Annotated in this window: 12 protein-coding genes and 1 tRNA gene; 12 read left to right on the top strand and 1 reads right to left on the bottom strand. The window is 65.8% G+C overall.

The annotated features are described in order from the left end of the window. Positions 1–79: 79 nt before the first annotated feature. The 10 genes from IB225_RS01995 to IB225_RS01950 all read left to right on the top strand — a co-directional run bounded on the left by IB225_RS01995 (position 80) and on the right by IB225_RS01950 (position 10,464). Complete coding sequence (locus IB225_RS01995) at positions 80–1,285, top strand: argininosuccinate synthase (protein ID WP_192309280.1); 1,206 nt, start codon at positions 80–82, stop codon at positions 1,283–1,285. A 167-nt stretch (positions 1,286–1,452) separates the two neighbouring features. Next, positions 1,453–2,535: an acetylornithine deacetylase gene (locus tag IB225_RS01990; RefSeq protein WP_192309278.1), complete on the top strand. Its 1,083-nt coding sequence runs from the start codon at positions 1,453–1,455 to the stop codon at positions 2,533–2,535. A gap of 80 nt (positions 2,536–2,615) precedes the next feature. Continuing rightward, a complete protein-coding gene (locus IB225_RS01985) occupies positions 2,616–3,935 on the top strand; it encodes an acetylglutamate kinase (RefSeq protein WP_192309276.1) in 1,320 nt (439 codons plus the stop codon). Between the two features lies 1 nt (position 3,936). Beyond that, the gene (locus IB225_RS01980; RefSeq protein ID WP_192309274.1) at positions 3,937–4,560 is read left to right on the top strand and encodes a GNAT family protein; all 624 of its coding nucleotides are present in this window, start codon (positions 3,937–3,939) and stop codon (positions 4,558–4,560) included. Then, positions 4,557–5,519 carry an N-acetyl-gamma-glutamyl-phosphate reductase gene (argC, locus tag IB225_RS01975; RefSeq protein ID WP_192309272.1) on the top strand — a complete coding sequence of 321 codons (963 nt, stop codon included), beginning with the start codon at positions 4,557–4,559 and terminating at the stop codon, positions 5,517–5,519. Before IB225_RS01980 ends, argC begins: the two co-directional genes overlap by 4 nt. After that, complete coding sequence (argH, locus tag IB225_RS01970; protein WP_192309270.1) at positions 5,516–6,808, top strand: argininosuccinate lyase; 1,293 nt, start codon at positions 5,516–5,518, stop codon at positions 6,806–6,808. Before argC ends, argH begins: the two co-directional genes overlap by 4 nt. 14 nt (positions 6,809–6,822) lie before the next feature. Beyond that, positions 6,823–7,062, top strand: a complete 240-nt coding sequence (locus tag IB225_RS01965; RefSeq protein WP_192310815.1) for a YciI family protein — start codon at positions 6,823–6,825, stop codon at positions 7,060–7,062. 8 nt (positions 7,063–7,070) lie between these two features. Then, positions 7,071–8,219 (top strand): glutamate 5-kinase, encoded by a 1,149-nt coding sequence (proB, locus tag IB225_RS01960; RefSeq protein WP_192309268.1) that lies wholly within the window; start codon positions 7,071–7,073, stop codon positions 8,217–8,219. Positions 8,220–8,238: 19 nt separating this feature from the next. Then, entirely contained in the window at positions 8,239–9,504 is a 1,266-nt protein-coding gene (locus IB225_RS01955; RefSeq protein ID WP_192309266.1) for a glutamate-5-semialdehyde dehydrogenase, read from the top strand. 129 nt (positions 9,505–9,633) lie between these two features. Beyond that, positions 9,634–10,464, top strand: coding sequence for a hypothetical protein (locus tag IB225_RS01950; RefSeq protein ID WP_192309264.1), 831 nt, complete (start codon positions 9,634–9,636; stop codon positions 10,462–10,464). A gap of 75 nt (positions 10,465–10,539) precedes the next feature. Here IB225_RS01950 and IB225_RS01945 read toward each other — a convergent pair. After that, positions 10,540–10,616, bottom strand: a tRNA-Pro gene (locus IB225_RS01945). A 149-nt stretch (positions 10,617–10,765) separates the two neighbouring features. Here IB225_RS01945 and hisS point away from each other — a divergent pair. Both hisS and IB225_RS01935 read left to right on the top strand, forming a co-directional pair. Then, a complete protein-coding gene (gene hisS / locus IB225_RS01940) occupies positions 10,766–12,148 on the top strand; it encodes a histidine--tRNA ligase (RefSeq protein ID WP_192309262.1) in 1,383 nt (460 codons plus the stop codon). A gap of 1 nt (position 12,149) precedes the next feature. Then, positions 12,150–14,039 (top strand): aromatic amino acid ammonia-lyase, encoded by a 1,890-nt coding sequence (locus IB225_RS01935; protein ID WP_192309260.1) that lies wholly within the window; start codon positions 12,150–12,152, stop codon positions 14,037–14,039. Positions 14,040–14,077: the final 38 nt, after the last annotated feature.

Raw genomic sequence — 14,077 nt, 5'->3', positions numbered from 1 at the left:
GGCGGGCCCAGGCCCGCTGCTCCTACCTGCATCACACCCCCATCCGGTGGGCCAAGGCCCACCCTACGAGAGTTCCAAGATGACCACGCCTCACGACTCCAAAGACATCGTCCTCGCCTTTTCCGGCGGCCTCGACACCAGCTTCTGCGTGCCCTATCTGAAGGAGCGCGGCTGGAACGTGCATACCGTGTTCGCCGACACCGGCGGTGTGGATGCCGAAGAGCGCGCCTTCATCGAGCAGCGCGCCGCCGAACTGGGCGTGGCCAGCCATGTCACCGTCGATGGCGGTCCCGCGATCTGGGACGGCTTCGTCAAACCGTTCGTGTGGGCGGGCGAGGGCTACCAGGGCCAGTACCCGCTGCTGGTGTCCGACCGTTACCTGATCGTCGACGCCGCGTTGAAGCGCGCCGCCGAGCTGGGCACCAATGCCATCGCGCACGGCTGCACCGGCATGGGCAACGACCAGGTGCGCTTCGACCTGGCGGTCAAAGCCAGTGGTGACTACCGCATCGTGGCGCCGATCCGCGAGATCCAGAAGGAGCATACCCAGACCCGCGCCTACGAGCAGGCGTACCTGGAAGAGCGCGGCTTCGGCGTGCGCGCCAAGCAGAAGAGCTACACGATCAATGAGAACCTGCTGGGCCTGACGATGTCCGGCGGCGAGATCGACAAGTGGGAAGCGCCGGGCGAAGGCGCGCGTGGCTGGTGCGCACCGCGTGCCGAGTGGCCGGTGGAACCGCTGCGCGTGACGATCGGCTTCAAGCACGGCGAAGCCGTCAGCCTGGACGGCCAGCCGGTTGCCGGCGCCGCGCTGCTGGCGAAATTGAATGCCCTGTTCGCACCGTATGGCGTGGGCCGTGGCGTGTACACCGGCGACACCGTGATCGGCCTGAAGGGCCGCATCGTGTTCGAAGCGCCCGGCCTGGTGTCGCTGCTGGCCGCGCACCGCGCGCTGGAGGAGACCGTGCTGACCAAGCAGCAGAACCGCTTCAAGCCCGAGGTCGCGCGCAAGTGGGTGGAACTGGTGTACGAAGGTTTCTACCACGACCCGCTGAAGGCCGACCTGGAAGCATTCCTGCAGTCGTCGCAGTCCATCGTCAACGGCGAAGTGGTGCTGGAGACCCGCGGTGGCCGCGTCGATGCGGTGGCCGTGAAGTCGCCGCACATCCTCAACGCCAAGGGCGCGACGTACGCGCAGTCGGCCGACTGGGGTGTGGAAGAAGCGGAAGGCTTCATCAAGCTGTTCGGCATGAGCTCGACCCTGTGGGCCGAGATCAATCGCTGAGCCGAGGGAAGAAATCCCGTCATTCCAGCGGATCTCAACAGCCGTATGGCTGGTAAAGCTGGAATCCAGGTTGATCTGCCGGAAACTTAAAAGGCAGAAGCGAGATGGATCCCGGCGTTCGCCGGGATGACGAACGGAACGTTGATCGATCACGGACAAGACACGCAATGCTGCAATCCGTTCTCCAACACCTTGAAAAGCTGGTGTCGTTCGATACCCGCAATCCGCCGCGCGACATCGGCACGGACGGGATATTCGACTATCTGCGCACGCAGCTTCCGGACTTCGCTATCGAAGTGATCGATCACGGCGCGGGCGCGGTGTCGTTCTTCGCCGTGCGCGGTCAGCCGAAGCGGGTGTTCAACGTGCACCTGGACACGGTGCCGTCGTCGCCGGCGTGGACCGCCAGTCCGCATGTGCTGCGGATCGACGGCGATCGCGCCATCGGCCTCGGCGCCTGCGACATCAAGGGTGCGGCGGCGGCGCTGGTGGCCGCCGCGCAGGTGACCAAGGGCGATGCGGCCTTCCTGTTCACCACGGACGAGGAAGCCAACGATGCACGCTGCATCGCGGCGTTCCTGGCGCGTGACCACGGCTTCGGCGAAGCGATCATCGCTGAGCCGACCCGCTGCGAAGCGGTGCTCGCGCATCGCGGCATCAGTGCCGTGCGTATGGCCTTCACTGGTCAGGCGGGTCATGCGTCGGCCGAGAACGCGCTGTCGCTCAGCGCGCTGCACAACGCGATGCGCTGGGGTACGACGGCGCTGGACTTCGTGCAGGACCAGCATCATCTGCGCTTCGGCGGGCTGACCGGGCTGCGTTTCAACATCGGCCGGGTCGAAGGCGGCATCAAGGCCAACATGATCGCGCCGAGTGCGGAAGTCCGCTTCGGCTTCCGCCCGCTGCCGTCGCAGGACATGGATCAGTTGCACGCCACGTTCCGTAGTTTCGCCAATGCCGATGCGCTGGCCGAGTACGAGGAGACCTTCCGCGGTCCGTCGCTGCCGTCCGGGGATGTTGCCCGTGCGGAAGAGCGCCGTCTGGCGGCGCGCGATCTCGCGGACGAACTCGGCCTGCCGATCGGCAATGCCGTGGACTTCTGGACCGAGGCCTCGCTGTTCTCGGCCGCCGGTCTCACCGCGTTCGTCTACGGTCCGGGCGACATCGCCCAGGCGCATACGGCCGACGAATGGGTATCACTGGAGCAGTTGCAGCGCTACGCCGACAGCGTGGTCCGAATTCTCGAATAACTATGCATGGCGGGCCTTGGCTCGTCATGCACAACATCGATGACGGTGGGCCGAGGCCCGCCTTACGAAAGCAAGAAGACATGGAATCGAACAAGCAAACCCGCCAGACCATCATCCGCTTGCTGTCCAGCATGGCCAGCGCGAAGGAGATCTCGCAGTACGTCAAGCGCTTCTCGCAGCTGGATGCAAAGCGCTTCGCGGTGGTGAAGGTCGGCGGCGCAGTCCTGCGCGACGATCTGGAAGCGCTGACGTCGTCGCTGACGTTCCTGCAGGAAGTCGGCCTGACGCCGATCGTCGTGCACGGCGCCGGCCCGCAGCTGGACGAAGAGATGACGGCCGCCGGCATCACCAAGCAGACCGTCAACGGCCTGCGCGTGACCACGCCGGAAGTCCTGGCCATCGTGCGCAAGGTGTTCCTGCAGCAGAACCTGGCGCTGGTGGAAGCGCTGCAGCAGGTCGGCGCACGCGCGACGTCCATCGTGTCGGGCGTGTTCGAAGCCGAGTACAAGGACCAGGCGACTTACGGTCTGGTCGGCGACGTCACCCGCATCAATCAGGCGCCGATCGAGGCCAGCCTGAAGGCGGGTTCGATCCCGGTAATCGCCAGCATGGGCGAGACCGTCGGCGGGCAGATCCTCAACATCAATGCCGACTTCGCCGCCAACGAACTGGTGCAGGTGCTGCAGCCGTACAAGATCATCTTCCTCACCGGCACCGGCGGCCTGCTGGACGCCGAGGGCAGGGTGATCGATTCGATCAACCTGTCCACCGAGTACGACGAGCTGATGGCGCAGCCGTGGATCAACGGCGGCATGCGGGTGAAGATCGAACAGATCAAGGACCTGCTGGATCGCCTGCCGCTGACCTCGTCGGTGTCTATCACCAAGCCGGCAGAACTTGCGAAGGAACTGTTCACCCATCGCGGTTCCGGCACGCTCGTACGCCGCGGCGAACGCGTGCTGCGCTTCCAGAACGGCTGGGACGGCGTGGACCTGCCACGCCTGAAAACGCTGATCGAATCCAGCTTCGGCCGCACGCTGCTGCCGGACTACTTCGAGCGGACGACGCCTTACCGCGTCTATATCAGCGAGAACTACCGCACCGCGTTGATCCTGACGCAGGAAGAGGGCTTCGCTTACCTCGACAAGTTCGCGGTGCTGGACGATGCCCAGGGCGAAGGCCTGGGTCGCGCGGTCTGGCACGTGATGCGCGAGGAGAATCCGCAGCTGTTCTGGCGTTCGCGCCACAACAACCAGGTCAATATCTTCTACTACGCCGAATCGGACGGCTGCTACAAGCAGGAGAAGTGGAAGGTGTTCTGGTACGGCATCGAGGACTTTGGCGACATCGAACGCTGCGTCGCGCATTGCCGCACGCGCTTGCCGACGCTGAAGGACTGACATGACTTCGGCCTCACTTCCCGTCGCGTGGCAGCAGGTCCCGGTCCTGGCAGGCCGGCATGCGCGCTTGGAGCCTATGTCGCGCGACCATGTCGACAGCCTGCGCGACGCGTTGGCGGGCGATACGCTAGCCGCGCTGTGGTTCACCCAGGTGCCGAAGGCGGAAGACACGGAGGGCTACGTGGATGCCGTGCTGGCCGCACAGGCCGACGGCCGCGTGCTGCCGTTCGTGGTGCGGGATGCGGCCGGTCGCGTGGTCGGCAGTACGCGCTTTTACGGGCTGGAAGCGGACGTGCCCAAGCTCAGCATCGGCTACACCTGGTATGCGCCGGACGTCCAGCGCACCGGCGTCAACACCGAGACGAAGCTCTTGCTGCTGACGCATGCTTTCGAAACCCTGGGCTGCATCAGCGTGGTGTTCGAGACCAGCTGGTTCAACCATCGCTCGCGCGCGGCCATCGCCCGTCTGGGCGCCAAGCAGGACGGCGTGCTGCGCAACCACAAGCGCCACGCCGACGGGTCGCCGCGCGATACCGTCGTCTTTTCCATCATCGACAGTGAGTGGCCCGCGGTGAAACGCAACCTGCAGGCCCGGCTGGCGCAGCACGCACAGGAATCCCCATGAGCAGCAAGAAGACCGTCGGCATCGTCGGTGCCCGCGGCCACACCGGCGCGGAACTGATCCGCCTGATCGCCCGCCACCCGCAGCTGGAACTGGCCTTCGTGTCCTCGCGCGAGCTCGTCGGGCAGAAGGTCAGTGACCACATCCCCGGATTCGAGGGCGAGCTGCGCTACGAGACCTTGAGCCACGAGCAGGTCGGTGGCAAGGGCGCCGATGCCGTCATTCTGGCGCTGCCGAACGGCAAGGCTGCCGAACTGGTCGCGGCCATCGATGCGCAGGCGCCGGACACGGTCGTCGTCGACCTGTCGGCCGACTTCCGCTTCGACGAACACTGGTACTACGGCCTGCCCGAACTGACCCGCGGGAAGTACGCAGGACAGAAGCGCATCAGCAATCCCGGCTGCTACGCCACGGCTATGCAGTTGGCCATTGCGCCGTTGCTCGATCGACTGGCGGGGCCACCGCAGTGCTTCGGCGTGTCGGGCTACTCCGGGGCGGGCACCTCGCCGTCGGACAAGAACAACACCGAGCTGCTGCGCGACAACCTGATGCCGTACGCACTGACCGACCACATGCACGAGCGCGAGGTCAGCCGGCAGCTCGGTGTGCCGGTGGAATTCATGCCGCACGTGGCACCGCATTTCCGCGGCATCACCATGACGGTCAATATCTGGCTTCAGCAGGCGATCAAGATCGACGACGTCCGCACGCTGTACCGCGAGCGCTACGCGTCCGAGCCGCTGATCCGCATCCTCGACGAAGCGCCGTGGGTCAGCCGGATCGCCGGCAGGCACGGCGTCGAGATCGGCGGTTTCACCCTGGCGCCGGGCGGCAAGCGGCTGGTCGTGGTCGCCACGCTGGACAATCTGCTCAAAGGCGCGGCGACGCAGGCGATGCAGAACCTCAATCTTGCTTTCGGCTTCGACGAGCTGGAGAGCATTCCGCAGGAGACGACGGCATGAGCGACCTGTTGTGGCAGAAGCCCGGCGTGGCGGTGGACGCGGAGATCCAGCGTTTCCTGGCTGGCGACGATGTGGTGCTGGACCGCGAGTTCTTCCTGCACGATATCCAGGCCAGCGCGGCGCATGCCGAAGGCCTGCAGCGCACCGGCATCCTGTCGGGCGACGAACTGGCCGGGCTGAAGCGCGAACTGGCGGTCCTCGCCGATGACTTCCGTCGCGGCGACTTCGTGCTCGACGAGCGTTTCGAGGACGGCCACTCCGCCATCGAAGCGCGCCTGACCGAACGCTTGGGCGATGCCGGCCGCAAGATCCATACCGGCCGCAGCCGCAACGACCAGATCCTGGTCGCCACGCGCCTGTGGCTGAAGGAGAAGCTGGCGCGCGTGGCCGTGCTGTCGCGCGAGATCGCCAAAGTCGCGCTGGACCGCGCGCAAGCCGAACGCGACCTGCCGATTCCCGGCTATACCCACATCCAGCGCGCCGTCGTTTCGTCGGCCGGCATGTGGTGGGCGGGCTGGGCCGAGGCTTTTATCGACAACACGATCCGCGCGCGCGACACGCTGAAGCTGGTCGATGCCAATCCGCTCGGCACCGCCGCCGGTTACGGCGTCAACCTCAAGCTGGACCGCGAGCACACCACGACGGCGCTCGGCTTCGCGCGCATGCAGGTCAGTCCGATCTACGCGCAGCTCTCGCGCGGCAAGTTCGAGCTGGCCGCGCTGGAAGCGCTCGGCGCCGCCACGCTGGATCTGCGCCGCATCGCCTGGGACCTGTCGCTGTTCACCAGCGCCGAATTCGGCTTCGTTGCGCTGCCGGCGCAGTACACCACCGGCAGCTCGATCATGCCGAACAAGCGCAATCCCGACGTCATCGAGCTGATGCGCGCCACGCACGCCAGCGTCGCCGCCGCACGCATGGAGATCGAACAACTGCTGTCGCTGCCGTCGGGGTACCACCGCGACCTGCAGGCCAGCAAGGGCGCGATCTTCCACGGCTTCGGCCGCGGCCTGCCGGCGCTGGAACTGCTGCCGGCGCTGCTGGCCAACCTGGGCTGGCGTGAAGACAAACTGCGCGCCGCGATCGATTCCGGCATGTACGCCACCGACGTTGCGGTCGAAGCCGCGGTCGCGGGCGTGCCGTTCCGCGAAGCCTACAAGGCCGCCGCCGCATCGGCCGACAGCGCAGGGCAGGGACGTACGCCGGAAGGCAGCCTAGCCGCGCGCGTCTCGCCTGGCGCGGCCGCCGATCTGCGCCTGGACGAACTGCTCGCCCGCTGGGACGCCCTGTGATCCGCTACCTCGTCATGGCGATGCGTCGTCCGTCGTTCGATGACGCCGTCATCGCGCCGCATCTTTCGTTCCTGGATGAACTGCGCGCTGCTGGCCAGTTGGAAATGACCGGCGGCTTCAGCGACAAGAGCGGCGGGGCCTACGTGCTGGTCAATGTCGCGTCGCTGGAAGAGGCGCGGGCGATCGCGGAACGCGATCCCCTGGCGCTGACCGGCACGTCCGATCTCACCGTCTACGAATGGAACACACGCTGAGCTGACCCATGACGCACGCCACGCCGCTTCCGTTCTCCGAACAACCGTTGCCGGCCTGGCGTCGCGCCGTGCTGAAGGTGGGCAGCAGCCTGCTGGCAGCCGAGGGCGAGGGGCTGAGCCCGCGCCATGCGCTGAATCTGGCGCAGTTCGTGTCGTCCAGCATCGCCGCCGGGCGCGAAGTGGTGATCGTGTCGTCCGGCGCCGTGGCCGCGGGGCGCGGGCTGCTGCACCGCAAGCCGCAGGCCGGCGTGGCGATGGCAGAACGGCAGGCGCTGGCCGCGCTGGGGCAGGCGCAGCTGATCGCGCTGTGGCAACGGTTCTTCGACCGTCCCGTGGCGCAGGTGCTGCTGACCCATGACGACCTGCGCAACCGCCGCCGTTACCTCAATGCGCGCGCCACGCTGCAGGAACTGTTGGCGCTGGGTGCGTTGCCCGTCGTCAACGAGAACGACACCGTCTCCGTCGATGAACTGAAGCTCGGCGACAACGACAATCTCGCTGCGGTCGTCGCAGCGCTGATCGACGCCGATGCGCTGTTCATCGCCACGGACATCGATGGTTTCTACACCGCCAATCCGCGCACGCACGCCGATGCGCGCCCGATCCTGGATGTCGAGGCGCTGACGCCGGAGTTCTTCGCCATGGCCGGCGGCGCTGGCAGCGGCGTCGGTACCGGTGGCATGCATACCAAGCTGGAAGCCGCGGCCAAGGCAGCGGCAGCCGGCATCGAGACCTTCCTGTTCAACGGCACACAGGCCGCGACCGTCTCCACGCTGGCGCGCGGCGCGCTGCTTGGCACGCGCTTTCGCCCGGCGCAGAACCGTCTGGCCGCACGCAAGTACTGGCTGCGCAACGTGCCCGTCGAATCGGGGGCCATCGTGGTCGATGCCGGTGCGGCGACTGCGATGAGCCAGAAGGGCGCGTCGCTGCTGCCCGGTGGCGTGGCGACGGCGGAAGGCGATTTCCGCCGTGGCGACATGGTCGAGCTGGTGCTGCGCGACGAGGCCGGCGACCGCCGTATCGCGCGCGGTGTCAGCCAGTACTCGGCGGTCGATATCCGCCGCATCGCGCGCCGCCACTCGCGCGACATCGAAGGCATCCTCGGTTACACCTACGGCGAGAACGTCGTCCATCGCGACGACCTGGTCCTGGTGTGAGCACGCAGACGGAAACCCCATGACCGGCCAGATCACCCAGCAAGCCCTGCAATGCCGCGATGCGGCCCACGCCATCGCGGCATTGCCGACCGAGGCGAAGAATGCGCTGCTGCAGGCGATGGCCGACGCATTGCTGGCCGACGAGGCGCTGATCCTGGCGGCCAATGCGCAGGACGTCGAGGCGGCTGCAGCCAAAGGCATCGGTAGCGCCATGCTGGATCGCCTGCGCTTGGACAGTGCGCGGCTGCAGGGCATTGCCAGCGCGGTGCGTGAAGTGGCGGAACTGCCGGATCCGGTCGGGCAGGTGACCCGCGCCTACGATCGTCCTAACGGCATCCATGTCGAACGCGTGCGGGTGCCGCTGGGCGTCATCGCGATGATCTACGAGGCGCGCCCGAACGTCACGGCGGATGCGGCGGCGCTGTGCCTGAAGGCCGGCAACGCGGTGATCCTGCGTGGCGGCTCGGAGGCGATCCATTCCAACACCGCCATCGCGGCGGCCTTGAAGCGCGCGTTGCGCGAAGCCGGCTTGCCGGACGCGGTGCTGACGCTGGTCGAGGATCTGCGCCGCGAGACGATCCTGGAGTTGATCCAGCTCAGCGATATCGTCGATCTGGTGATCCCGCGCGGTGGCGAGGGGTTGATCCGCTTTGTCGCGGAACACGCGCGCGTGCCGGTGATCAAGCACTACAAGGGCGTCTGCCACCAGTATGTGGACGCGGGTGCGGACGAGGATCTGGCGCTGGCGCTGCTGCTGGACGGCAAGGTGTCGCGTCCGTCCGCCTGCAATTCGCTGGAGACGCTGCTGGTCCACCGCGATATCGCACCGACCTTCCTGCCGCGTGCGGCCGAGGCGCTACGCGCGCGCGGCGTCGAGGTCCGGGCGGATGCGGCAGCCATGGCGCTGATGCCGGATGCGACCAGTGCGACGGACGACGATTTTGCCGCCGAGTTCCTCGATCTGGTGATCGCGGTTGGAGTAGTCGACGACCTGGATGCTGCCATCTCGCATATCCGTCGCTATACGTCGGACCATACCGAGGTCATCGTCACTCGCAATCCCGTCCATGCGGAGAAGTTTCTCAACGCACTGCGGTCAGCCGTGGTGATGGTCAATGCCTCGTCGCGCTTCTCGGACGGCGGCGAACTGGGGTTGGGTGCGGAGATCGGGATTTCGACCACGCGCCTGCATTCGTATGGCCCTATGGGTCTGGAAGCACTGACGGTGGAGCGGTTTGTGGTGCGCGGAGAGGGGCAGGTACGACATCCGGATTTGCTGGCCTAAGGCTCTTGGGCGAGTCCTGATGTTGGAGTTCCCAAGCTATGCTTCTGACGGAGCCTCATGCGGCGTGTAAAGCACTGTTGAGTTTTAGCGAGATTTTCCCAGGCTTATTGCGACTGGTAGGGTGGAGTCATGTTCCAGTTTGGCGAGCCTAGAGACGACTACAGGACGTTCCGCGCAGAGAATGGCGCTGACGCGCTGGGCCTTCTTATTCAATCAATCCGGTGGTATGCGGTCCGAGCATCCCATGTTCTCTATACATGGTGCTTATTCAGTGCTCTTGAGAGTAAGGAAGCTCACGAGATGTCGGCCAAGCCGATGCCTGAGGACGCTAAGTTTGTTCTTCGCCGAACGCTACTGAATGGGTTGGTGCTTGAGTTGCGTGCGCTGCACGATCGCGACAAAAGCTCCCTTGGGAGTTGTCAGATTGGTCGGCGATTGGCTGATCCTGATACTCGTTTGGCGTTCAACGCATATTTGGAAGTTCACTCCACGGCGATGCCAGATGCTGCGCAGCGTCTTAGCTATCTTGTCTACTTGGAGAAGTACTGTCGCATCATGGCGCCTCCGGCCGGGATAGCTTCGGTGCCAGCTCACCGGCTGTTCGAGAAAATGGAGCTCGTAAGGCGGATGGCAAACAAGGGTGTCGCGCACTCAACCCTTGACCATTTCAGCCTCTATCCATCTGACTTCACGGATTGCGTGGTGGCGTCGCTAACACTCGCATGCGCGGTCGAGGCTTGTATGGGTGACTTCGCGGTCAAGCACGACTACGGACGGATTGAAGAATTGGGCTACGCTGCGGCCGAGCACATACTGCATGCCGAGTTTGACCCAGATGTTTGGGTGATCAAAGCGATTCGGAAATTCCTACCACGCTGGGTAGAAGGGGGTGGAGAATTTCCTCGGTTCCCTGAGGATTTGCTTCCCAAGCAGTACTTGGTGATTCCCCTAAAGCAATAATGGTGGGCACATTGCCCTGCACGCACAAAAAAAAGCCGCCACTGGGGCGGCTTTTTCTTAAAGCCTTGAATCTATTGGTCGGGGAGACAGGATTCGAACCTGCGACCTCTACGTCCCGAACGTAGCGCTCTACCAGACTGAGCTACACCCCGACTGAGCGCGAAATTATAGGTGGGCGACCCGGCCCGGGCAAGCCCCCGACAGCATCCTCTAGCGAAAGTTAGGCCAACAGGCTGGGAAAGGCTGCGGCGGATACGCCAACGAAAGTAAAATGGCCCGTTCACGAAAGCCGGAGTCTCCCTTGATCAAGCCCCGTACCCCGCCTGGCGTCATGGAGCTGCTCCCGCGCGAGCAGATCGCGTTCCAGCGCATGCTGGACACCATCCGCCGGAACTACGAGCGCTTCGGCTTCCTGCCCGTGGAAACCCCGGTCTTCGAACTGTCCGAGACCCTGCTGACCAAGTCCGGCGGCGAGACCGAACGGCAGGTCTACTTCGTCCAGTCCACCGGCGCCCTGGCCAAGGAAGGCGAAGGCCTGCCCGAACTGGCCCTGCGCTTCGACCTGACCGTGCCGCTGGCCCGCTACGTGGCCGAACACGAACACGAACTGACCTTCCCGTTCCGCCGCTACCAGATCCAGCGCGTCTATCGCGGCGAGCGCCAGCAGCGCGGCCGCTTCCGCGAGTTCTACCAGTGCGACATCGACGTCATCGGCAAGGACGCACTGAGCGTTCGCTTCGACGCCGAGATCCTGGCCGTCATCCACGCCGTCTTCAGCGAACTGGGCATCGGCGAGTTCACCATCCAGTTGAACAACCGCAAGCTGATGCGCGGCTTCTTCGAAGCGCAGGGCGTCACCGACGGCGAGCAGCAGGCGCTGGTGCTGCGCGAAGTCGACAAGCTGGACAAGCGCGGCGCCGACTACGTGCGCGAAACGCTGACTGGCGAAGGCTTCGGCATGTCGGTCGAGGGCGTCGACCGTATCCTCGAGTTCGTCGCCATGCGCAGCACCGGCCACGCCGACGCGCTGGCCAAGCTCGATGCGCTGGGGCAGGGCAGCGAGACCTTCAACCAGGGCATCGCCGAACTGCGCGAGGTGCTGGAGCTGGTCAAGGCGCTGGGCGTGCCCGAGAGCGCGTACTGCCTGAACTTCTCCATCGCGCGCGGCCTGGACTACTACACCGGCACCGTCTACGAGACGCAGCTGGACGGTTACCCGCAGATCGGCTCGATCTGCTCGGGCGGCCGCTACGAAGACCTTGCCAGCCACTACACCAAGTCGAAGCTGCCGGGTGTTGGCATCTCGATCGGCCTGACCCGCCTGTTCTGGCAGCTGCGCGAAGCCGGCCTGATCGCGGGTAGCGACGAAAGCAGCGTGCAGGCGATGGTCGCCCTGATGGACGACGGCCAGTTGGCCGAATCGCTGGATATCGCGCGCCGCCTGCGCGCGGCCGGCATCAACACCGAAGTGCAGATGGAAAGCCGCAAGCTGGCCAAGCAGTTCCAGTACGCCTCGCGTGCGGGCATCCGTTTCGTGGTGCTGGCGGGCGAGGAGGAACTCGCGCGCGGCGCGGTGACGGTCAAGGACCTGGTGCGCGAGCAGCAGTTCGAAGTGAAGCGCGAGGAGCTGGCCAGCAGCCTGAAGGTCGAGCTGGAACAGGCCCGCGTACTGGCGGGGCGCTGACATGAAGCCGATCCTGCTGGATGGCAAGTCGCTGACCCGCGACAAGCTGGTCGAGATCGCGTTCGGCGCCAGCGTCGAACTGGACAAGGGCGCGCTGAAGGCCGTCGCGCGCGCCGCCGACTTCCTGGCCGAACAGGTCCGCCGCGAAGAGCCGATCTACGGCGTCTCCACCGGCTTCGGCAGCAACGCCGACAAGCTGCTCGGTGCACATCCGCTGCGCGACGAACTGCCGGGGGCGGTGAAGTCCGGTCGTTCGCTGCACGAGGAACTGCAGTACAACCTGATCGTCACCCATGCCGTGTGCGTGGGCGAGCCGATGGCGCCGGAGATCGTCCGCGCCATGCTCGGCATCCGCATCAACACGCTGCTGAAGGGGCATTCCGGCATCCGCGTGGAGACCCTGCAGGCGCTGGCAGCGATGCTCAACGCCGGCATCGTGCCGGTGGTGCCGTCGCTGGGTTCGGTCGGCGCCTCGGGCGACCTGGCGCCGCTGTCGCACCTGGCCATCGTGCTGCTGGGCGGCGGCGAAGCGTTCTATGAAGGCGAGCGCATTGCCGGTGCTGATGCGCTGAAGCGCGCGGGCCTGTCGCCGGTCAGCCTGTCGTACAAGGAAGGCCTGGCGCTCAACAACGGCACCGCACAGATGCTGGCGATGGGCGTGCTGGCCACGTACCGCCTGGACCAGCTGCTGGATACCGCCGACCTCGCTGCCGCGATGACGATCGACGCGTTCGCCGGCCGCCTGGGCGCGTTCGCCGAGGAAGTGCACGCGCTGCGCCCGCATCCGGGCCAGGTGCACGTCGCGGGGCGGTTGCGCGATCTGCTCGACGGTTCGACGCTGGCCGACATTCCTTATCACCTGGTGCCGAAGTTCCGCCCGTGGCTGCCGCGCAGCTGGGACACCGCCGAGGCGCAGGCGCTGCGTTTCGACATCGGCTGGGACTGGGTGCCGACCGACCAGCGCCACGGTCGCGAGAAGTTCTACCTGCGTTTCATGCCGTTCCGCGGCGGCAAGAAGCACCAGCCGCAGGACAGCTACTCGCTGCGCTGCATCCCGCAGGTGCATGGCGCCGTGCGTGATGCGGTCGAGCAGGCGCGTCGCGTGCTGGAGATCGAACTCAACGCGGTCACCGACAATCCGCTGGTGTTCCCGGACAAACAGTCCGAGCACGTCGAAGAGCAGGTGATCTCCGCCGGCCACTTCCACGGCATGCCGCTGGCGCTGGCGATGAGCTACGTGAAGGCGGCCATCCCGACGCTGGCCTCCATCTCCGAGCGCCGCCTCAACAAGCTGGTCGATCCGTCGACCAACGACGGCCTGCCGGCATTCCTGATCGGCAACGAGGACGGTACCGAGTCGGGCCACATGATCGTGCAGTACTCGGCGGCGGCCATCGTCAACGACCTGGCCAGCCGCGCGCACCCGGCCAGCGTGTTCTCGGTGCCGACCAGCGCGAATGCGGAAGACCATGTGTCGATGGGCGCCAACGAAGCACGCCACGTGCTGGCGATGGTGCAGGACCTGGGCAAGGTGCTGGCGCTGGAGCTGTACACCGCCGCACAGGCACTGGACCTGCGTCGCGACATGATCAATGCCGCCCGCGCCCTGTCGGATCGCACCGACGCCGAAGGCCTGGCCGTGAAGGTCGCGGGTGGTCCGCAGGCGGGTGCTGAAGGGCGCGACGGATTCCTGGCCGAAGTCGAAGCCCTGCGCTCCGCGCTGGCATCCAGCGAAGCCTTCCATCCCGGCCACGCTGTCGCGGCCGCACACGCCGCGATCCGCGCGAAGATCCCGTTCCTCGATCGCGACCGTGCGCTGGATGGCGAAGTGGCTACCGCGGTGCGTCTGGTGGAATCAGGCGAGATCCTCGCCGCGGTCCGCAATCGCTGAGCCGTCGGGAAAAGTAGGTGTGGGAGCGACGTAAGTCG

The sequence above is a fragment of the Pseudoxanthomonas sp. PXM02 genome (assembly GCF_014851805.1).
In the GTDB taxonomy this organism is placed as follows: Bacteria; Pseudomonadota; Gammaproteobacteria; order Xanthomonadales; family Xanthomonadaceae; genus Pseudoxanthomonas_A.
The sequence above is the reverse complement of the archived record's forward strand: the minus strand, read 5'-3'. Positions and strand labels throughout refer to the sequence as shown.

Coding starts and splice junctions, on each gene's coding strand:
- IB225_RS01995 (WP_192309280.1), top strand. CDS start 80: ATGACCACGCCTCACGACTCCAAAGACATCGTCCTCGCCTTTTCCGGC.
- IB225_RS01990 (WP_192309278.1), top strand. CDS start 1,453: ATGCTGCAATCCGTTCTCCAACACCTTGAAAAGCTGGTGTCGTTCGAT.
- IB225_RS01985 (WP_192309276.1), top strand. CDS start 2,616: ATGGAATCGAACAAGCAAACCCGCCAGACCATCATCCGCTTGCTGTCC.
- IB225_RS01980 (WP_192309274.1), top strand. CDS start 3,937: ATGACTTCGGCCTCACTTCCCGTCGCGTGGCAGCAGGTCCCGGTCCTG.
- argC (WP_192309272.1), top strand. CDS start 4,557: ATGAGCAGCAAGAAGACCGTCGGCATCGTCGGTGCCCGCGGCCACACC.
- argH (WP_192309270.1), top strand. CDS start 5,516: ATGAGCGACCTGTTGTGGCAGAAGCCCGGCGTGGCGGTGGACGCGGAG.
- IB225_RS01965 (WP_192310815.1), top strand. CDS start 6,823: ATGGCGATGCGTCGTCCGTCGTTCGATGACGCCGTCATCGCGCCGCAT.
- proB (WP_192309268.1), top strand. CDS start 7,071: ATGACGCACGCCACGCCGCTTCCGTTCTCCGAACAACCGTTGCCGGCC.
- IB225_RS01955 (WP_192309266.1), top strand. CDS start 8,239: ATGACCGGCCAGATCACCCAGCAAGCCCTGCAATGCCGCGATGCGGCC.
- IB225_RS01950 (WP_192309264.1), top strand. CDS start 9,634: ATGTTCCAGTTTGGCGAGCCTAGAGACGACTACAGGACGTTCCGCGCA.
- IB225_RS01935 (WP_192309260.1), top strand. CDS start 12,150: ATGAAGCCGATCCTGCTGGATGGCAAGTCGCTGACCCGCGACAAGCTG.